The organism is Acinetobacter sp. ANC_7513 (genome assembly GCF_056779915.1).
The window spans coordinates 1-18,871 of sequence record NZ_JBWYIW010000002.1 but is presented as its reverse complement, the minus strand read 5'-3'; the positions used below and the strand labels follow the sequence as shown (position 1 = coordinate 18,871).

The window sequence follows — 18,871 nt, the reverse complement described above, 5'->3', positions numbered from 1 at the left end:
TTTGTATTTTCAATCTCTGATCCCATCAGAGATTTTTTTTGGGTAAAATTTACTCGAACAAATAAAAAATGCATGATTTTTATTGACTATTGAGCTCAGTTACGGCTTAATACACCCCATCGGCGTGATAGCTCAGTTGGTAGAGCAACGGATTGAAAATCCGTGTGTCCCCAGTTCGATCCTGGGTCTCGCCACCATATTCGAAAAATCCTCAACAATGTTGAGGATTTTTTTTGCTTATAAAATAATACAAAATGAATCGAAGTCATTCATCATCCATTTTTTTTGATGTGCTAAGGTTGATTTCTCGATCAAATTCAGAATAAAAAATGAAAGACCTATTTTCTGATCAAAGTGAGCTTTATCAACAAGCTCGTCCAAGTTATCCACAAAGTGTGATTGACGAAATCTTCAAATATGTTCAGAACTATGAAATGGCTTGGGATTGCGGGGCAGGTTCAGGACAATTCACCCGCTTATTGGCTCCGCATTTTAATCAAGTCATTGCAACGGATATAAGCGCAGCACAACTTCAGCAAGCCCCAGCAATAGATAATGTAATTTACCGAATTGATAATGCTGAACATAGCAATTTTAAAGCACAATGTTTTGACCTGATTACAGTTGCCCAAGCCATTCATTGGTTTGACTTCGAGTTATTTTTTCAAGAGGTCTATCGAACACTGAAGCCCCAGGGTGTCTTTGCAGTGATTGGATATGGGCTTATTGAAGTGGAGAATGAGGAGCTTCAAAGCTGTATTGAAAAGCTATATCACCAAGTATTGAAAACATATTGGGAGAGTGAGCGTCACTATATTGATCTGAAATATCAAACGATTCCATTTCCTTTTGAAGAAATCCCGACCTGTGAGCAGCACATGCATTGTAAATGGCGGATTGATCAATTGATTGATTATTTAAATACATGGTCAGCTTTAAAGAAATATCTTAAACAAAATACGCAAGCCAATAATCAGGCGACACAAATCTTAAATCAGATGAGCCAATATGCCTTAACTTTGAATAATGATACCGGTCATAAATTTAATATTCGATTCCCAATATTTTTACGGATCGGTAAATTGATAAATGCTCCTGTTTTATAAAATTTCTTAATGATCGTGAATGAGTCTTTTAGCAAGGCATACAACTTCTTTTTCGTCATATCCCAATTGTTCATAAAAGTTTTGAATATCAATAAATTCTTTTTGCACTAAAAGCTGAACTTCTGGACAACCAAGTGCAATCAATCTTTTTTCCAAATGTTGAATCAACGCTGTAGCAACACCATTCCGTTGATGATTGGGATGTACCGCGAGGTAATTGATCCACCCGCGATGACCGTCGTAACCACCCATTAATGTTGCGATAATGAACTGATCTTTCACAGCCACCAAGAATAAGTCATCTTTTTGTGCAGCCTTCCTAAAAATATCAATTTCCGGATTATTCCATGGTCGTGTTAGATCACATCTTTCCCAGAGTTGAATGATGTCTTCTAAGTCAGTCTCAATATAAGGACGAATGATAAACATGATGCGCTCAAATGGTGGTTAATTTTAATACAGAGATTAGCCTACTCTGATGAAATTGATAACTCATAATCATCTTATGTGTCTATTTTCTGCTTTACATTTATGCAGTCTTTTTTAGATAGGAAGATAAATATCAATAAAAAAGATTTGTCTGTGACGTGAGTCTAACAATTCTTGTTAAGTAAATGATATTTAAGATAAATGGTAGTTGTGTTTGGCTGAAATGTTTTTAAAGATGGCTTTTATTACGTTCAGTGAGAGCGATGGGGAATGAGACAATTTAAGCAAGTTTTGTGGGGAATCTGTGCTTGGGGTCTTTCGAGTTTGAGTTGGGCGGCACATCCTAACAATGGGCATTTTAAATTACTGCCAGATGATCAGTTAAGTTTGGTCAATGCTTTAGGTATTGAGGAATCTCAAATTCGTGAAATTACATCTTTTAAATCTCAGGATTTAAACCATTTAGAAAATTTCGTGAGTGATAGAAAAAGGATTCATTATACAAAGGATGAAGAGCAACCTTTTAAAGCGCTTATGGACTTAACATCTATGAACTCTTTACAATTCAATGGACAGGTTTTGGAGCAGCGGTTTGATCTTCAAAATCGGCAGATTTACATTAAATTTGGCCCAATTCGTGTTGACCGAATGGAGATGCAGTTAAATATGGATGGAGTTTACCAATTAGGTCATATTTTAAATCCACCACAAGCACTTCTTTCGTCAGCTAAATTTTGACTCCATTGATATTTATTTGATGTCCCATAAAAAAAGAACCTCTATTACGGAGATTCTTTTGGGATTAAAGCCTGTGCACACCTTCTGTGTTTTTCTTGCCTAATTTTTAAAGTAACGGATAAAAAAGAATCCCCAAAGATGGGGATTCTTTTTAGATTAAAGCCTACGCGGACTTCGTCCTTATCTTACGTAAAAAGAAAAGCAGTGCTTTCTTTTTTTACTCAGGCTTTAGGCCTTCAGCTTTTTCTAAAGTTTCATCATTGTTGAAGAACTTTTCACGTTGTTCTTCAAGAAATTTTTTTGCATCAGCTTCAAAGACATTTAAACGTTTTTCATTGATTAAAGTAGTTTGATGCTTTAACCATTCGCCCCATGCTTGCTTAGAAACACTATCAAATAGTTCCTGACCTTTAGGACCAGGGAATGGTGCAAAATCCAAACCTTCCATTTCTTTTTGATACTTACGGCAAAATACTTGGCGAGACATATCAATACTCCAAAAATATAATCAGAAATTAAGCGTAAAGAGCTTCTAAACGCGCATGAGCACGCTCAATTGCTGCTTCAACTTGAGCAGGTGCTGTTCCACCGATGTGGTTACGTGCATTGACAGAAGCTTCTAAAGTTAATGCTTTTTCAAAGACGTCAGCTTGAATTAAATCAGAGAATTGTTGAAGTTGTTCAAGCGTAAGTTCTGATAAATCCTTACCTTCTTGTACGCCAAGCGCAACTGCTTTACCGACGATTTCATGTGCATCGCGGAATGCAACACCATTTTTCACTAAGTAATCAGCAAGGTCGGTTGCTGTTGAGAAACCACGCAGCGCAGCTTCGCGCATTTCAGGAATATTTGGAACAAGCGCAGGAATCATGTCTGCGAAAGCCATTAAAGAGCCACGAACCGTATCAATAGCATCAAATAATGGTTCTTTATCTTCTTGGTTGTCTTTGTTATATGCCAAAGGTTGACCTTTCATGAGGGTTAGTAGACTCATTAAGTCACCATATACACGGCCTGTTTTACCACGAACAAGTTCAGGTACATCAGGATTTTTCTTCTGAGGCATGATTGAAGAGCCTGTGCAGAAGCGGTCAGGAATATTCACAAACTTGAATTGTGCAGATGTCCAAAGAATTAATTCTTCAGACATACGAGATAAGTGCATCATGATGAGTGATGCCGCAGCATTAAACTCAATACCAAAATCACGATCAGATACAGCATCTAATGAGTTTTCTGCAACTGCTTCAAACCCTAAAAGTTCTGCTGTATAAGCACGATCGATTGGATAAGTGGTACCTGCAAGCGCAGCAGAACCTAAAGGCATACGATTCACGCGTTTACGGCAGTCAATCAAACGTTCTGAGTCACGTACCAGCATTTCAAACCATGCCATTAAATGATGTCCAAACGTCACAGGCTGTGCAGTTTGAAGATGTGTAAAGCCAGGCATAATTGTATTTGTATTTTTAGCAGCCAAACCTAGAATGCCTTTTTGCAGTTTGTGTAATAACCCTAGGATGGCATCAATTTCATCACGTACATACAAACGAATATCCGTTGCTACTTGGTCATTACGGCTACGACCTGTATGTAATTTCTTCCCTGTAATCCCAATACGTTGTGTTAATCGAGATTCAATGTTCATGTGAACATCTTCTAAATCAATACGCCATTCGAAGTTGCCAGCTTCAATGTCCGCTTTAATTGCGGTTAAGCCTGCGATGATGTCATCACGCTCTTGTTCAGTGAGTACACCGACTTTTGCCAACATCGTTGCATGTGCGATTGAACCTGCAATATCTTGTTTATAAAAGCGTTGGTCAAATTGGACAGATGCTGTAAATTCAGCGACAAAGGCATCAGTTGCTTCGGAAAAACGACCGCCCCACATACCTGAAGTTTGGGCTTGTGACGGATTAGAGGAATTAGAAGATGTGGTCATGTCGGCTCAGTAAAAGAAAAAGCAGTAATTTTGCATCCAGTATAACAAATTCAAATCAAGATGCCGAAGTCTTGCCTATGGATAATTCTTCAAAAGATAAACAAGAATTTATTGATGCGAATTTCTTTGTACGTATTGGGCAATGGCAATATTTTGCAGAGTTATTTATTGCCAGTATTTTTTTGGCGTTATTGCTGTGCCTAGCAGAGTCACAGTCTTGGTCAAATTTACAGGCATCACAAGTGATCAAGTATGTGCTTTATATCAATTGGGTGGTATTGGTCTTTATTGCCGTAATTGATTTATTTAGGGAGTTTTGGCAAAAACTAACCACTTTGCAGTCTGCGATTTATACATTTGTACTATTAGAACTCATCATCCTCTTCACTACTTGTAGTTTGAATTTTCTGTTTTTTTGGGGAAGTAACTTTTCTTTACAAAAATTTTCATGGTTACTTTTATTTGATCATGTGATTTTACACATGAGCTATGGCGTATTGTTGATCACTTTTTGTTTACGATATATCTATGTTCGGGGTGAGTGGTTAAAGCAGCAACAAGGTGAATTGAATGCTCGAATTCAAGCCATGCAAGCAAGAATACATCCACACTTTCTTTTTAATAGTTTAAATAGTGTGGTGAGTCTGATTGGGAGTGATCCAGATAAAGCAGAGCAAATGCTCATCGATCTTTCAAGGTTGTTTAGAGCAAGCTTTCAAGAGCTGAAAATTGTCACATTAAAAGAAGAAATCCAATTGTGTGAACATTATTTGGCGGTTGAAAAGCTAAGGTTGGGTTCGAGATTAAATGTGGAATGGAATATCTTGCAACCAGAGCAGTTGGGCCAAGCAAGTATTCCTTTTTTAACTTTACAGCCTTTAATTGAGAATAGTATCTTTCATGGGGTGGAGAAAAAGTTAATTGATGCAAAGATTGTCATATTGGTTGAAATATTACAAAATCAAGTCACTATAGTCATTACTAACCCTTATATAGCCGATAAAATGGCCAATAGGGAGGGGAATGGTATTGCGATAGAAAACGTGAAACAGCGTTTGAAAGCACACTATGGGTATACGGTACAGTTTAGGAGTCATGCAGGTAATGGAATTTACACGACTGTAGTCCAGTACCAATATAAATAAAATCAAGTTAATACATTAAAATAAGTAACGTTAACTTGAGCAAGGAGGAACAATGGACATCCTAATTTGTGATGATGAGCCACTCGCGGTTGAGCGCTTATCTCGCTTGGTCACTCAATTGGGGCATCAAGTTGTTGCAACTGCGCACCATGGAAAAGAAGCTTTGACCTTAGTGCAACAATATGAGCCTGATGTAATTTTACTTGACATCCAAATGCCTGAAATGGATGGTTTGACATGTGCTCAGCATCTTTCACAGCTAAACCCAATGCCCGCTATTGTTTTTTGCACGGCCTATGATGAGCATGCTTTGACTGCTATTCAGGCACAAGCGAAAGGCTATTTATTAAAACCGATTATCAAATCAGAATTAGAAAATACACTCAATAATTTAACTAAACTTACTCAAGCTCAAATGTCGAATATAGAGCAAAAAGAAAATATGGAAGAAAAACATCAACGTCAGCAAATCGCTGCGAAAACGTATCGTGGTCTTGAACTCATTCCTATCGAAAATGTTTACTATTTTCTAGCTGATCAGAAATACGTAACAGTACGACACAAAAACGGCAGTGTGTTGATTGATGAGACTTTAAAAGATTTAGAACGTGAGTTTTCAAATAAATTTATACGAATTCATCGAAATGCGCTGATTGCATTGGATTATTTGGATGGATTGGAGTTGGTTGCTTCAGGCCAGTATCAAGTTCGTTGTCGTGAACTTGAAGAGAAATTGGCGGTCAGTCGCCGTCACTTACCTTTGCTTAGAGAAAGAATGCAAAATATTTAGTTGCCTAAAATTATAGTGATTGCCGAACAATTTACTTGCAATTTTGGGACAGCAGGGTAAGTTTAGGATGTCTAAAGTTTGGCAGCATTAAAATGATCAAAACCTTAAAAATTGCAACTCGTCAAAGTCCATTGGCTTTATGGCAAGCGGAGCATATTCGTGAGCGACTTGAGACCCTACATGCTGGCCTAAAAGTTGAGTTGGTGACGTTTGTGACCCAAGGTGATAAAATTTTAGACACTCCTTTAGCCAAGATTGGTGGAAAAGGTTTATTTGTTAAAGAGCTTGAGGCTGCATTACTTGATGGTCGTGCAGATCTGGCTGTCCATTCCATGAAAGATGTGCCGATGGCGCTCCCAGAAGGATTAAGTCTTGCCGTGATTTGCGAGCGAGAAGATCCTTTAGATGCTTTTGTTTCGAATACTTATAGCAAGTTTGAAGATTTGCCCCTTGGTGCCAAAGTGGGAACCTCAAGTTTGCGTCGTAAATGTCAAATTTTAAAAGCCCGTCCAGATCTTGAGATTATAGATTTACGTGGAAATGTAGGCACACGACTATCTAAGCTTGATGATGGGCTTTACGATGCCATCATTCTGGCAAGTGCAGGCTTAAAACGTTTAGGTTTAGCAGAGCGTATTCGACACACGCTGGATGCACAGACGAGTTTACCCGCAGTTGGCCAAGGTGCATTAGGTCTTGAGTGTCGAGGTGACGATGCACGCGTATTAGAGTTGATTCGACCTTTATTACATGCAGAAACTGATGCGTGTGTTCGTGCAGAACGGGCATTTAATGCTTATTTGGAAGGCGGGTGTCAGGTACCGATTGCGGGATATGCGACTTTAAATGATCAACAGATTCAATTAGAGGGGCGCGTAGGCAGTGTGGATGGTCAAACATTATTGGTTGCTAAAGTAGAAGGTCCAGTTGAACAAGCTGAAACGTTGGGTGTTTCACTAGCAAAAGCTTTGATTGACCAAGGTGCTGCTGATTTATTAAAAGCACTGTATAAATAAAAAAATGAAATGAAGTTTATCAATACTCGACCTGCAGATCGTGCTAAGCCTCTCAATGAGGCACTGGTACGTGCAGGATATGAGCCTATCGAGTTATCTGTACTAGAGTTGGCTGCTGTTCATTGGAGTGATGAACTTGATCAGCTCTTTCAGCAATTAATTTCAGCACAAGTGATTGTGGTCGTCAGTCCAACAGCCGTTGAAGTTGGCATGCAGTTTCTCGAAAAATCGGGACTTAGATTGACCGATTTAAATCATATCAAATGGATTGCAGTTGGCCGGAAAACAGCTGAAGCTCTAAGTCGATATGGTGTTAAAAGTTTAGTTCCAGATGTTGAAACATCTGAAGGAATGTTAAGTCTTCCGATTTTAACACATAATGCTGATCTCAAACGTATTGCGTTTTGGCGGGGAGAAGGTGGCCGTCAGTTCATGATGCAGCAGTGTCGTGCTGCTAAAATTGAAGTATTTAATTTTGTTTTATACTCCCGCTACTGCCCAAGTGATGCTCAAGATAAATTTAAACATCTACTTGAAGCATTCAATGCAAATCCACAACCTTATGCTGTATTGATTAGTAGTGAAGCCAGTTGGAAAAATTGGCTGAGTTTATGCAAAAATTATCCTGTATTTATGCAACACGGTCATTACTTGGTTTTGGCGGATCGGTTATATCAGATCGTGTGTATGTATCAACAGACCTCAAATACTAAATTTCAAATCACTCAAATTGCGGACTTAATGCCAGATACGATTTTGTCGCAGCTTGAAAGTGAACATAGGCACTCATGAAGAAAATTTTATATCTATTCATTTTAGGCTTAATCATTTGGTTGATTAAACTCAGCTATGATCATTTTTCATTACAAGAAAAAGTTGAGTTGCTACAACAAACTCAACATAAATCAGAGCAATTAGTGGCAAGTTTGAATGATCAGTTGGTAGCAATTCAGCGCTCAAATCAGCAGGTTTCGTCTCAATCCAATCCACCTCAGCAAAACAATAATCAACAAGAAATTCAATCTGAAATCAATCCAATCAAACTCTTAAGTCAAAAATTAGAGCTAATTCAATTTGCCTTAGATCAACATGAGTTTGTATATGCACTTGAGCAACTCAATCAACTGGATCAACTGGTTGAGCGCTTGGCTTTGGCAGATACATTGCAGGTTTCAATGCATCGAGCTGTTGAGCATGATCAAAAAATGATTCAACAATATGTTGTGGCAAAAAATATTCAAATTGCTCAGTTAGGTGACTTGCTTGAAAATATTGATGCAAATTTGAAAAATGAACAACAAGTACAGCAACTCACGAGTGATAACTCTTCGCAATCCTCATGGTTTGAGCGTGTATTCAAAGTTGAACGCGTTGATGAACAGATGCCGGTATTACTTAATCGAAGATTAGTTTTAAAAGAAGTTCAATTGAGAGTGTTATTTGCTCAAAGAGCACTACAACAAGGACAATACATTGATTATCAAAATGCACTGACCTCAATTATCGATGAACTGGATCAACTGCCTGATGCTGCGGCAATCAAAATAAAAAATAAAGCGAAACATCTCAAACAAGCACAACTTTTACCTGTCCCTAAATTGAACAGTAAAGCAATTTTAGAGGGCTAATCATGAAACATATTTTTATAGTTTATGCATTAGTTGGTTTAATGATATTAGCCGTGTTAAGTGTGCTGAGTTATCAAGAAGGGCCAGGTTATATTTACATGCTTTGGCACGGTATTCAGATTCAAACGAACCTCTGGTTTGTTTCATTTTTTCTTCTATTCGTTGCTTTATCTCTTCATCTTTTATGGTTTTGGGTTGGAAAGATGAGATCAAGAGAGCAGCGTAAAATTCAACAAGTGACAGACTTTTCAAGGTTACATACGTATGAAAAATTAGGTGTTTTGTGGGTTTTGGAGGCCAACACAAAACAGCGAGAATATTTACAACCTGTGTTTGAGAACTCAGGATTACTCAAAGAAGTTATTCAATCTCGTATTTGGTTGAAGCAAGATCGTATTGATGATGCGTTGAGTGTTTTACAACAAAGTCCTGCAGATGCTTTTGAATTGGCTGAACTCCAGCGTATTGAAATTTATTTAGCTCAAGGGCTTCCAGATCAGGCTTTAACCCATTTGGAGTTTTTACATGGTCATATGCTGTCACCATGGTTAAAAGATCTTGAAGATGCTTATCAGCATAAGTTGAATCATCTATGGGGCAGATTTGCGATTCAATATCCATGGCATTATTTAAAATCCACGCAATATGGCCATTTAGATTTGGAACATAAAAAGAAATGGCTTTTAAAGCTACTCAATGATTTTGACAACGCTTCAAATACAGATTTAGAGCTTATTCAAATTCGGTATGCTCAAATGAGTGATCAAATTGTGTCGTCTTCATATGGTATTAAATCGTTATGGTTAAAACTTATTTCTCGCATTCCTGAGATGGCTTTTGATGAAACTCAACTTTCTTTGTCTTTATTAGAAGAACGGTTCGATCAGGATATTTTTTATTTATGGTTTCAACAACAATTGTTAAAACAAAATCCTGATTATGAAATGCTTGAAAACCAGATTGATCATTTTGAAATGAAATATCCTGGATTACCGATTTTGAGTTTTTCTAAATGGCATATTTATACTGCGACTCATCGTGAACAGGATGCTGAGGCATTATTGCAATTATATCCTGATCACCCTTTAATGAACTATTTAAGAATTAAATCTGTATTAAAAGGCGATGCTGTATTAACTCAGCAATTGAACAGTGTCTTTGAGACCCATAATAAATTTATTCAATTTAAGTTATGAGAATGATGAATGAAACAAATGAATGAGTACAAAGTCATTACCCATCAAAAAGTCGCTTGGGGTGATATGGATGCTTTTGGACATGTCAATAATGTGATTTATTATCGCTATATTGAAACTGCTCGAATAGAGTATTTGAATCAATTAGAAATCTTAGCGTTAGATATTAATACTGTTGTGGCTTCAAATAGTTGTAAATATCTTAAACCAGTGTTTTATCCTGATTATTTACGCATTGGAACTAAAGTGGTTGAATTGCGTAACTCTGCCTTCAGGATGGAATATACAGTTTGGAGTGAGCAACAGAATGAAATTGTGGCAATTGCTGAGGCCGTTATAGTTTGTGTGGATAAAAATACAATGCAAAAGGTTTTGATTCCAGAGCATATTAGAGAAAAAATAATAGAAATAGACTCGGTTAATTAATGTGTTAAATTATTTGTTTTATTTATGTATATTAAATAACATGATGGATTGATTAAAATAATTTATAACAATAAGATGGCGCTTTATAAATCTAATAATGATATTGAATTTTTTGGAGTAAATGTTATGCCTGATATTAGTAATTTATCTGTTGAAGAGTTAAGAAAGTTAACTGCTGAAGCCCAAGCTTTGATCGAGTCTAAGAAAGATCAGGAAATTGAAGATGCTTATCATCAGATTACTCAAATTGCTGAATCAGTGGGTATGTCTTTAGAGCAATTCATTGAATATGGTGCACAAAAGCGTAAGAAAAGCACGCGTAAATCTGTAGAGCCTCGTTATCGTAATAAAAATAATACTGCGGAGACTTGGACAGGGCGTGGAAAGAAGCCACGTTGGTTGGTTGCAGAGCTTGAAAAAGGTGCCAAATTAGAAGATTTCCTTATCTAATTTCACTGATTTGTCATGTAATGACACTAATATTAAAAAAACCAAGCAAATCTGCTTGGTTTTTTTATAAGTGAATTGGAGAAGTGTAAAATTTATGCATAATACCAAGATAGAAAATTTTCAAACATTTTGCGGTTAATTAGACTTAGATGTTGGTATACATGGAATGATAAAAAAATCAAAAAAAATGGTGTGGTTAAGCGTCGCTATCTTCGCTTTTTTATTATTTGTTTTTTTACAAGTTCCAGCATCGTGGCTCATTGCTAAATTTTATAAAAATAATCAAATTTTAAAAAATGTCAGTGGCAATATTTGGCAAGGTCAAGCAGATTGGCAAAAAGGAAATCTTGCAGGTTCTGTCATCTGGCAAACACGTCCTCTCGATCTGATTTTATTAAGAGCTGGTGCCAACTTAGAAATACATAGTGGTCAGACGCAACTCAACGGTGTGGTGGGTTATGGGCTTGGAAAAAAAATAATTATCAAAAATATGAATGGAAATATTGCCCCTGAAACACTCAAAACATTTGTGGATTGGCAATGGCCTCAGAATAGTATTCAGTTGAAGGATGTAGCATTTCAATTCAAACAAAACGATGGTTTTGCAAAAACCGCCGGAGAGATGCAATGGGGTGGTGGTACGCTAACTTATACCTTTGCCCAGAAACAAGAACGAATGAATATGCCATCTTTAAAAGGGCAATTTTCAGACGAAGCTGGAAAACTGCTCATTGATGTACAAGATCAGCGCGGGCAAAAAATGGCCAACCTTAGTTTAGATCCTGCATTAATGTTGGATGCACAGGTGACCCAAAGATTATTAATGAATGTGCCTTCATATGATGGTAAAGCTGGTTTGGATACCTTTGTTGTCAGTACGAGACAGCCACTGCTGAGTGGAGGCTTCTAATGAAGGGATTCCAAGATAAGTTTTCACAAATTTCATTTAAAGATTTAGATCGAATTGCTCCGCTTACTTTATTTATTCTGATTTTAATCTTAATGTGGAAGCTCGCTTCATTATTTTGGTTGGTGGTTGCACCACCGCAAGTCATGCAAGTTGAGCGAGTCGCATTAGGTTCGCAGCAACCTCCTGTTCCGAATATATCGAGTTTCTCTTTGTTTCAAGAAACAGGTGCGCAAGTAAGTGCTGCTGATGCTAATTTAGCGCTTACGTTGCAAGGGGTTGTGGTTTCGACGCCGAGTAGTCAATCTTCAGCGGTGATTAAAGTTCGAGAGGTTGCTGATCGTTATACCATTGGACAAACTTTGGAAGGAAGTTCTTATCAGCTTTCAGAAGTATATTGGGATCATGTGGTATTGAAAAAGCCGAGTGGTGCGACGACTGAGTTGAGATTTACCGGAATAGAAAATCTTAATCAGCCGCTGGTACCTGATGCACAGCAGAATTCTGCTAACGCAACTTCGAATTCAGGTCAAACGACTACTCAAAATGCCATTGGTCAGGCAATCAATCAAATTCAAGAAAATCGTGAACAATACTTAAGTAATATGGGTGTCAACACTGACAGTGGTCAAGGTTATGAAGTCACGGATCGAACGCCTGCATTTTTGAGAAGCAAACTGGGATTAAGACCTGGTGATCGCGTTTTATCCTTGAATGGGCAGTCAGTCGGTCAAGGACAAAGCGATGCACAACTGCTAGAACAGGCTAAACGAGAAGGTAAAGTTCGCATTGAAGTAAAACGAGGTGATCAAGTGATGACCTTCCAACAAGAATTTTAAAATGTGTAAATTTGCATAAAGTATTAGGAAATATAACAAGTTATGGATTTTTTAAATCGAAATCGGTCACTTTGGGCGATGGTCGCAGTAGCACCAGTATTGGCTGTCGCAAGTACCGCTGCGCAAGCGCAAACTTGGAAAATTAACCTGCGTGATGCAGATTTAACTGCATTTATTAATGAAGTGGCAGATATCACGGGAAAAAACTTCGCAGTTGATCCGCGGGTTCGGGGTAATGTGACGGTCATTTCAAATAAGGCTTTAAACAAAGCTGAAGTCTATGATTTGTTCTTGGGTGTGTTAAACGTTAATGGCGTTGTTGCTGTACCTGCGGGTAACACTATCCGCTTAGTCCCTGACAATAATGTAAAAAATTCAGGTGTGCCTTTTGATGCCTCTCGGAACGCACGAGGTGATCAAGTGGTCACTCGTGTCATTTGGCTGGAAAATACTAACCCCAATGATCTAATACCCGCGTTAAGACCACTCATGCCGCAATTTGCGCATTTGGCGGCGGTACAAGGTACAAATGCGCTTATAGTCTCAGATCGTGCGAATAATATTGCACAGCTTGAAACGATTATTCGTAATTTAGATGGAACGGGACAAAACGATATTGAGGCTATTAGCTTGCAGTCTAGCCAAGCTGAAGAGCTGATAGTTTTGTTGGATTCAATGTCTTCTACGGGGGGTGCCAAAGACATTTCAGGTTCTCGAGTACGTATTATCGCAGATGCACGTACTAATAGGATTTTGATCAAGGGTGATCCAAGTACTCGTAAACGCATTCGTCAAATGATCGAAATGCTTGATGTTCCTTCAGCTGATCGCTTAGGCGGTCTAAAAGTATTTAAGCTTAAGTATGCAAGCGCAAAAAATTTGGCTGAAATTTTACAAGGTTTAGTATCTGGTCAGGCGGTGAATAGTACCAGTAATTCAAATAGTTCAAGCTCCAATTCAAGTGCTAGTAACTCATTAATTAATAATACCTCGAGTAATACGTCTTCAAATGGGAGTGTGAATACCCCAGCGATTAATTTGAATAGTGGTTCAAATCAAAATCAACAAGATATTACAAGTTTTAATAGTAATGGCGTGAGTATTATTGCTGATGGTGCACAAAATGCATTAGTGGTAAAAGCAGATCCTCAACTCATGCGTGAAATTGAATCTGCTATTCATCAACTTGACGTGCGTCGTCAACAAATTCTCATTGAGGCTGCTATTGTTGAAGTTGAAGGAAATGACGTAGATCAATTGGGTGTTCAGTGGGCACTAGGTGACATCAGTAGCGGTATTGGTGTAATCAATTTTGATAAAGCGGGTGTAGGGCTGAGTCAATTGGCTTCTGGATTCCTTGGTAATGTAGCTACGGGTGCTGGTTTGATTGGAGCTGGTGCTTCATTGGCCTTAGGTGAATATAAAGAAGGTGCGAATGGATCGCGTAAACTGTATGGCGCACTGATTCAGGCATTAAAGACCAATACTAAGTCGAACTTATTGTCTACACCATCGATTGTCACCATGGATAACGAGGAAGCTTATATCGTTGTGGGTGAGAATGTCCCATTCCAGACAGGATCTGTGACAACAACAGGTGGAACAGCAAACCCTTATACTTCAATTGAGCGTAAAGATGTTGGTGTTACATTAAAGGTCATTCCGCAAATTGGTGAAGGTGGAACAGTTCGTCTTGCTGTAGAACAAGAAGTATCCTCGGTGAAGCCAGATAGTGGTGAGGCGAAAGACTTGGTGACCACTAAGCGTGCCATAAAAACCTCGATTTTGGCTGAAAATGGTCAAACAATTGTACTGGGTGGTCTGATTTCAGATGATACTAAGTTAACGCGTCAAGGCGTCCCAGGTTTAAGCTCGATTCCTGGTTTGGGTAGACTGTTTAGAGCAGATGCAAAGAATAATGTGAAACGAAACCTACTCGTTTTTATTCATCCAACAATCGTAGGAGATACGGCTGATATTCGTAGATTGTCACAGCAACGCTATGATCGTTTATACAGTTTGCAGTTAGCACTGGATGGTGATGGGACATTTAAGAAGTTACCAGATAATGTTGATGATATCTTCCAACAGCGGTTGCCTGTATCAAGTACTCCTCAACCCGTCAAGCCTATCGTAGTGCCATCAACGCCTCAAGCAGTAGAGCCACAGGTACAGCGTTATACTGCTCCAACAGCGCAGTCTAAGCCAGTAGGGCGTGTGATTGAACGTCCAAATGTCATCGTGACTCAGGATCCTGTGGTGAAATCAACGCGAGTGCTGCCAAAGCCTGTGATTTACAATCAAGTTGCCACAACAAATACAAACAATGCCCAAGTCGTGGTGGAAACCCCTGTCGCGATTGAGCCAAAACAAGATGTGCAAAGAACACAAAATACGGTCACAACCACGACATTGAGACCGTCTCGATAACATGCGTTCAATGTGAATCTCGAAAACAGCCATGTTAAAATGTCAAAACTTGAATAATGGATCGAAACTATGACTTGGAAATTACAAACAATTACTGGCGAATTTGCGGGTAAAGAAGTTGATATCGATCGAGACATGTTGGTGGGTCGTCATCAAGATGCAGATATTTTGATTCAGTCTGCAGATGTATCACGTCGTCATGCTGCTTTGTTTCTAAAAGAGCAGGTGCTCACTGTTCAAGACTTAGGTTCGTCAAATGGCACGTTTATTAACGATACAAAAGTTGCTGAAGGCGAAACTATTGTTAAAGATGGCGATATTCTGCAATTTGCTAGCCATAAATTTTCAGTTTTAGCACCTGCGCAATCTGCACAAACATTACAAGATGTTCAGCAGCCTAGCGAAGCAATCGCAACAGCTGAAATTTCTTCAAAGGTTGCAGTAGAGAAGACAGCAGCAGCTGAAATGCTTGAGCAGGGTATGCCTGATCTGAAAGAGCGAGATAGCTCAGTTCAGCTTACTCGAGATGGTATGCCTCAAAATGTAGGAATTCCTAAACCAGCCCCAATTCCTGAAGGAGTTGATGTTAATACAACTGTCAATAAGCATGAAGCGTGTGAGGTAAATATTCCTGCAGCTTGTACGGAAAAAGAGTTGGAAACTCAAAAAAATGCCAATATTGGCTTAATGGCATTATTGGTGTTAGTGATTGTGGCACTAGTTGCCTGGTTTATTTTCAACTAAGTTGCATGTGATTTTTTAAGGCATGCTTTCGCATGCCTTTTTTGTTAGGTTTAAAATAATGAATATTGCGAATTTGGAACAGCGTGACTTAATTCTTTTTGATCTGGATGGAACTTTGGTTGATTCGGCATTTGATCTATATCGTGCCATGAATATGAGTTTGAATGTATTAGAACTGCCTTTGGTCACAGAATCTCAAGTTCGAAATTGGATTGGCAAAGGGACTTCATTGTTCTGTCAGAGTGTTTTAATGCATCTGACTGGGCGTGTAGAGCCTTCTGAGCATCAACAATTATTGGATACTTTTTTAGTAATTTATAATGCCGAACCGTGCGTGGATACGCGTCCATTTCACGGCATTATCGAATTTTTAGAGTGGGGTCGAGCTCATCAAAAAAAAATGGTGTGTGTCACGAATAAGCCGGAATTACCCGCTAGAAAAATATTGGCTGAATTAAAGATGGATCACTATTTTGTGGATACGGTGGGTGGAGATCGTTTTGAGGTGAGAAAACCAGATCCTAAACCTTTGTTGCATTGTGTTGAGGCCTTTGGAACTGATCTGGACAATACCTTGATGATTGGTGACTCATCGAATGATGTAGAGGCAGCGCGCCGTGCGGGTATTGATTGTATTGTCGTAAGCTATGGTTATAATCATGGCGAAGATATTCAGCTATGTAAGCCGCAACAAGTAGTTGATGATTTAACTGTGTTGATTTCTAAGTAAGTTGTAATAAATAAAGAAGGGTAGAGGAATGAATAGTTTTAATGTTTTTCGATGGCGTCTCTCAGCGCAGACTTTATAGAACATTCAATATGCATCGAAAACTACAGAGAATTCCTCATGACAACATCAACTCAATTTCAGCAGCTTCAATCGCAAGGTTTTAACCTAATTCCAGTTTATCGCCAACGCTTAGCTGATACTGACACTCCATTGTCAGTATTTGCACGTTTAAAACAACATCAACAAGCCTATTTATTTGAGTCTGTAGAAGGTGGTGAAAACTGGGCGCGTTACTCGATTATTGGTCTGGGCGAGTCAACGGTATTCTCTTGCAATGAAGGACAGTTAACAATTCAGAAAGCTGATGGCCAAGTCGAATCGTTTGAGTGTCAAGATCCTTTCCAGTATATCCGTGACTTTCAATCGCAGTTCAAAGTGCCATCAAAAGCAGAACTCCCAGATTTGCCCAACTTTACAGGGGGCTTGGTGGGCTATTTGGGTTATGACGCGGTACGCTATATTGAACCGCGCTTAAATAACGTTCCTGATGCTGATCCTGTTGGATTGCCAGATTTATGGCTCATGTTGTCTAAAACAGTTGTAGTTTTTGATAATTTAAAAGACACGCTATTTATTATCGTACATGCGGATACACAGGATGCGGATGCTTTTAATAAAGCACAAAGCCAGCTGGATGAAATTGAATCATTACTTGCCACACCGGTGAGCTTGCAGGCAAAGCCTCACACGGCCCCTCATTTTGAATCATTAACAGGTAAAGAAAAATTCTTAGAATCGATTGAAACTGTTAAAGAATACATTCGTGCAGGTGATGTGATGCAGGTGGTTCCTGGTCATCGCATGGTATCGGACTTTGATGGTGATCCTTTACAAGTATATCGTGCATTACGTCATCTTAATCCTTCACCATATCTGTTTTTAGTACAAGGAAAGACGCTTAGTGATGAAAAGCCATTTTATATTGTGGGCTCATCACCTGAAATTTTATCGCGTTTAGAAAATGGAGTGGCGACTGTGCGCCCATTAGCGGGCACACGACCACGAGGTAAAACCAAAGAAGAAGATTTAGCGCTGGAAAAAGATTTACTTTCCGATGAGAAAGAAATCGCAGAGCACTTAATGTTGATTGATTTGGGTCGCAATGATATTGGGCGTGTATCAAAAATCGGTAAAGTGCAAGTCACTGATCAAATGGTGATCGAACGTTATTCACATGTCATGCATATTGTTTCTAATGTGCAAGGGGAAGTTGAGGAAGGCGTAGATGCTTTGGATGTTTTTAAAGCAACATTCCCTGCAGGAACACTTTCTGGGGCACCAAAAATTCGTGCTATGGAAATTATTGACGAAGTTGAGCCAGTAAAACGTGGAATTTTTGGCGGTGCTGTTGGTTATTTAGGCTGGCATGGTGAAATGGACATGTCTATCGCGATTAGAACCTGTGTTATTCGCGAAAATAAGGTTTATGTACAGGCTGGTGCGGGTCTTGTTGCAGACTCAAATCCTGATTCTGAGTGGAATGAAACCCAAATAAAAGCTCGCGCAGTGATCAAAGCGGTTGAATTATCATCAAACGGATTGATTTTGTGAGTTTTTAGGGTTTTTTTTGAAAAAAACACTTGCACGGATTTCAAGTTTTGCTAAACTGCACACCGTTCCGATACGAAACGTACGAAACACTAAGAAACGCCGGCATAGCTCAGTTGGTAGAGCAACTGACTTGTAATCAGTAGGTCCACAGTTCGAATCCGTGTGCCGGCACCATCTTAGAGAGTTTAAGTAGTCGAGTAAAGAACAACACTGAAGTAAGTGTAAATGGTGAGATTCCCGAGCGGTCAAAGGGAGCAGACTGTAACTCTGCCGCGTAAGCTTCGAAGGTTCGAATCCTTCTCTCACCACCAATTTTAAAACTTCGATCTAGTGTCTTACCAATATGCGGGAGTAGCTCAGTTGGTAGAGCGGCAGCCTTCCAAGCTGCATGTCGCGAGTTCGACCCTCGTCTCCCGCTCCATCGAAGTATTAAATGCTCTTATAGCTCAGTGGTAGAGCACTCCCTTGGTAAGGGAGAGGTCTCGAGTTCAAATCTCGATAAGAGCTCCAGATATACAGTTTAGTAGAAATTTCTACAAAGTTTTAAAGAAAGCAGGCTTATTAGTCTGCTTTTCAAGTATTTAAAGTGTCATTTTTTTTGGCGACAGGTCGATACTGAACAATCTTAGAATTGTGTTCGACGTAAACGAGGAAGATCTCATGGCTAAGGCTAAGTTTGAACGTAATAAGCCACACGTTAACGTGGGCACAATCGGTCACGTTGACCATGGTAAAACAAC

General features: G+C 38.9%; 19 protein-coding genes, 5 tRNA genes and 1 pseudogene. 22 read left to right on the top strand and 3 right to left on the bottom strand.

Features of this window, described 5'->3' with window-relative positions:
• Nucleotides 1-121 precede the first annotated feature (121 nt).
• Both AC1M9B_RS04030 and AC1M9B_RS04025 read left to right on the top strand, forming a co-directional pair.
• A tRNA-Phe gene (locus AC1M9B_RS04030) sits at nucleotides 122-197 on the top strand.
• A gap of 132 nt (nucleotides 198-329) precedes the next feature.
• Nucleotides 330-1,106 carry a class I SAM-dependent methyltransferase gene (locus AC1M9B_RS04025; RefSeq protein WP_481586833.1) on the top strand — a complete coding sequence of 259 codons (777 nt, stop codon included), beginning with the start codon at nucleotides 330-332 and terminating at the stop codon, nucleotides 1,104-1,106.
• A gap of 6 nt (nucleotides 1,107-1,112) precedes the next feature.
• Here AC1M9B_RS04025 and AC1M9B_RS04020 read toward each other — a convergent pair whose 3' ends face one another.
• Nucleotides 1,113-1,535 carry a GNAT family acetyltransferase gene (locus tag AC1M9B_RS04020; protein WP_179999046.1) on the bottom strand — a complete coding sequence of 141 codons (423 nt, stop codon included), beginning with the start codon at nucleotides 1,533-1,535 and terminating at the stop codon, nucleotides 1,113-1,115.
• A 270-nt stretch (nucleotides 1,536-1,805) separates the two neighbouring features.
• Between AC1M9B_RS04020 and AC1M9B_RS04015 the strand changes: the two genes are divergently transcribed.
• A complete protein-coding gene (locus tag AC1M9B_RS04015; RefSeq protein ID WP_180028781.1) occupies nucleotides 1,806-2,273 on the top strand; it encodes a hypothetical protein in 468 nt (155 codons plus the stop codon).
• A gap of 217 nt (nucleotides 2,274-2,490) precedes the next feature.
• Here AC1M9B_RS04015 and AC1M9B_RS04010 read toward each other — a convergent pair whose 3' ends face one another.
• The gene (locus AC1M9B_RS04010; protein ID WP_035267550.1) at nucleotides 2,491-2,760 is read right to left on the bottom strand and encodes an oxidative damage protection protein; all 270 of its coding nucleotides are present in this window, start codon (nucleotides 2,758-2,760) and stop codon (nucleotides 2,491-2,493) included.
• A gap of 28 nt (nucleotides 2,761-2,788) precedes the next feature.
• Nucleotides 2,789-4,219, bottom strand: coding sequence for an argininosuccinate lyase (gene argH / locus AC1M9B_RS04005; RefSeq protein ID WP_051586571.1), 1,431 nt, complete (start codon nucleotides 4,217-4,219; stop codon nucleotides 2,789-2,791).
• On the opposite strand from argH, the gene AC1M9B_RS04000 reads away from it, so the two are divergent.
• The 19 genes and pseudogenes from AC1M9B_RS04000 to AC1M9B_RS03910 form a co-directional block, all read left to right on the top strand.
• On the top strand, nucleotides 4,210-5,364 hold the full coding sequence (locus AC1M9B_RS04000) for a sensor histidine kinase (RefSeq protein WP_481608644.1): 1,155 nt from the start codon (nucleotides 4,210-4,212) through the stop codon (nucleotides 5,362-5,364). The two genes, argH and AC1M9B_RS04000, sit on opposite strands and share 10 nt — an antisense overlap.
• Nucleotides 5,365-5,416: 52 nt before the next feature.
• On the top strand, nucleotides 5,417-6,154 hold the full coding sequence (locus AC1M9B_RS03995) for a LytR/AlgR family response regulator transcription factor (protein WP_092766460.1): 738 nt from the start codon (nucleotides 5,417-5,419) through the stop codon (nucleotides 6,152-6,154).
• 95 nt (nucleotides 6,155-6,249) lie between these two features.
• Nucleotides 6,250-7,170, top strand: coding sequence for a hydroxymethylbilane synthase (gene hemC, locus AC1M9B_RS03990; protein ID WP_481608697.1), 921 nt, complete (start codon nucleotides 6,250-6,252; stop codon nucleotides 7,168-7,170).
• 9 nt (nucleotides 7,171-7,179) lie between these two features.
• Nucleotides 7,180-7,962: a uroporphyrinogen-III synthase gene (locus AC1M9B_RS03985; protein ID WP_481608643.1), complete on the top strand. Its 783-nt coding sequence runs from the start codon at nucleotides 7,180-7,182 to the stop codon at nucleotides 7,960-7,962.
• A complete protein-coding gene (locus AC1M9B_RS03980) occupies nucleotides 7,959-8,798 on the top strand; it encodes a hypothetical protein (RefSeq protein WP_481588837.1) in 840 nt (279 codons plus the stop codon). The genes AC1M9B_RS03985 and AC1M9B_RS03980 overlap by 4 nt, the downstream gene beginning before the upstream one ends.
• A gap of 2 nt (nucleotides 8,799-8,800) precedes the next feature.
• Complete coding sequence (locus AC1M9B_RS03975) at nucleotides 8,801-9,994, top strand: heme biosynthesis protein HemY (RefSeq protein WP_481607236.1); 1,194 nt, start codon at nucleotides 8,801-8,803, stop codon at nucleotides 9,992-9,994.
• Nucleotides 9,995-10,003: 9 nt separating this feature from the next.
• Complete coding sequence (locus AC1M9B_RS03970) at nucleotides 10,004-10,420, top strand: acyl-CoA thioesterase (RefSeq protein ID WP_035267539.1); 417 nt, start codon at nucleotides 10,004-10,006, stop codon at nucleotides 10,418-10,420.
• A gap of 126 nt (nucleotides 10,421-10,546) precedes the next feature.
• Nucleotides 10,547-10,870, top strand: coding sequence for an H-NS histone family protein (locus AC1M9B_RS03965; protein ID WP_035267603.1), 324 nt, complete (start codon nucleotides 10,547-10,549; stop codon nucleotides 10,868-10,870).
• Nucleotides 10,871-11,036: 166 nt separating this feature from the next.
• The gene (gspN, locus tag AC1M9B_RS03960) at nucleotides 11,037-11,780 is read left to right on the top strand and encodes a type II secretion system protein N (protein WP_092766456.1); all 744 of its coding nucleotides are present in this window, start codon (nucleotides 11,037-11,039) and stop codon (nucleotides 11,778-11,780) included.
• Entirely contained in the window at nucleotides 11,780-12,616 is an 837-nt protein-coding gene (locus AC1M9B_RS03955; RefSeq protein ID WP_481591887.1) for a type II secretion system protein N, read from the top strand. The genes gspN and AC1M9B_RS03955 overlap by 1 nt, the downstream gene beginning before the upstream one ends.
• A gap of 42 nt (nucleotides 12,617-12,658) precedes the next feature.
• Nucleotides 12,659-15,046, top strand: coding sequence for a type II secretion system secretin GspD (gspD, locus tag AC1M9B_RS03950; RefSeq protein WP_373683353.1), 2,388 nt, complete (start codon nucleotides 12,659-12,661; stop codon nucleotides 15,044-15,046).
• A 69-nt stretch (nucleotides 15,047-15,115) separates the two neighbouring features.
• On the top strand, nucleotides 15,116-15,790 hold the full coding sequence (locus AC1M9B_RS03945; RefSeq protein WP_092766454.1) for an FHA domain-containing protein: 675 nt from the start codon (nucleotides 15,116-15,118) through the stop codon (nucleotides 15,788-15,790).
• A 58-nt stretch (nucleotides 15,791-15,848) separates the two neighbouring features.
• Nucleotides 15,849-16,520 carry an HAD-IA family hydrolase gene (locus AC1M9B_RS03940; protein ID WP_481608642.1) on the top strand — a complete coding sequence of 224 codons (672 nt, stop codon included), beginning with the start codon at nucleotides 15,849-15,851 and terminating at the stop codon, nucleotides 16,518-16,520.
• A 117-nt stretch (nucleotides 16,521-16,637) separates the two neighbouring features.
• Nucleotides 16,638-18,131: an anthranilate synthase component I gene (trpE, locus tag AC1M9B_RS03935; protein WP_481591890.1), complete on the top strand. Its 1,494-nt coding sequence runs from the start codon at nucleotides 16,638-16,640 to the stop codon at nucleotides 18,129-18,131.
• A 98-nt stretch (nucleotides 18,132-18,229) separates the two neighbouring features.
• Nucleotides 18,230-18,305, top strand: a tRNA-Thr gene (locus AC1M9B_RS03930).
• Nucleotides 18,306-18,358: 53 nt separating this feature from the next.
• Nucleotides 18,359-18,442, top strand: a tRNA-Tyr gene (locus AC1M9B_RS03925).
• Between the two features lie 34 nt (nucleotides 18,443-18,476).
• Nucleotides 18,477-18,552: transfer RNA gene (locus tag AC1M9B_RS03920), tRNA-Gly, on the top strand.
• Between the two features lie 14 nt (nucleotides 18,553-18,566).
• Nucleotides 18,567-18,641, top strand: a tRNA-Thr gene (locus AC1M9B_RS03915).
• A gap of 150 nt (nucleotides 18,642-18,791) precedes the next feature.
• Nucleotides 18,792-18,871: pseudogene (locus tag AC1M9B_RS03910) on the top strand (hypothetical protein); the annotation flags it as partial.

Coding starts and splice junctions, on each gene's coding strand:
- argH (WP_051586571.1), bottom strand. CDS start 4,219: ATGACCACATCTTCTAATTCCTCTAATCCGTCACAAGCCCAAACTTCA.
- AC1M9B_RS04000 (WP_481608644.1), top strand. CDS start 4,210: ATGTGGTCATGTCGGCTCAGTAAAAGAAAAAGCAGTAATTTTGCATCC.
- AC1M9B_RS04020 (WP_179999046.1), bottom strand. CDS start 1,535: ATGTTTATCATTCGTCCTTATATTGAGACTGACTTAGAAGACATCATT.
- trpE (WP_481591890.1), top strand. CDS start 16,638: ATGACAACATCAACTCAATTTCAGCAGCTTCAATCGCAAGGTTTTAAC.
- AC1M9B_RS03970 (WP_035267539.1), top strand. CDS start 10,004: ATGAAACAAATGAATGAGTACAAAGTCATTACCCATCAAAAAGTCGCT.
- AC1M9B_RS03980 (WP_481588837.1), top strand. CDS start 7,959: ATGAAGAAAATTTTATATCTATTCATTTTAGGCTTAATCATTTGGTTG.
- AC1M9B_RS04015 (WP_180028781.1), top strand. CDS start 1,806: ATGAGACAATTTAAGCAAGTTTTGTGGGGAATCTGTGCTTGGGGTCTT.
- gspD (WP_373683353.1), top strand. CDS start 12,659: ATGGATTTTTTAAATCGAAATCGGTCACTTTGGGCGATGGTCGCAGTA.
- AC1M9B_RS03975 (WP_481607236.1), top strand. CDS start 8,801: ATGAAACATATTTTTATAGTTTATGCATTAGTTGGTTTAATGATATTA.
- AC1M9B_RS03985 (WP_481608643.1), top strand. CDS start 7,180: ATGAAGTTTATCAATACTCGACCTGCAGATCGTGCTAAGCCTCTCAAT.
- AC1M9B_RS03945 (WP_092766454.1), top strand. CDS start 15,116: ATGACTTGGAAATTACAAACAATTACTGGCGAATTTGCGGGTAAAGAA.
- AC1M9B_RS04025 (WP_481586833.1), top strand. CDS start 330: ATGAAAGACCTATTTTCTGATCAAAGTGAGCTTTATCAACAAGCTCGT.
- AC1M9B_RS03940 (WP_481608642.1), top strand. CDS start 15,849: ATGAATATTGCGAATTTGGAACAGCGTGACTTAATTCTTTTTGATCTG.
- gspN (WP_092766456.1), top strand. CDS start 11,037: ATGATAAAAAAATCAAAAAAAATGGTGTGGTTAAGCGTCGCTATCTTC.
- AC1M9B_RS03965 (WP_035267603.1), top strand. CDS start 10,547: ATGCCTGATATTAGTAATTTATCTGTTGAAGAGTTAAGAAAGTTAACT.
- AC1M9B_RS03955 (WP_481591887.1), top strand. CDS start 11,780: ATGAAGGGATTCCAAGATAAGTTTTCACAAATTTCATTTAAAGATTTA.
- AC1M9B_RS03995 (WP_092766460.1), top strand. CDS start 5,417: ATGGACATCCTAATTTGTGATGATGAGCCACTCGCGGTTGAGCGCTTA.
- AC1M9B_RS04010 (WP_035267550.1), bottom strand. CDS start 2,760: ATGTCTCGCCAAGTATTTTGCCGTAAGTATCAAAAAGAAATGGAAGGT.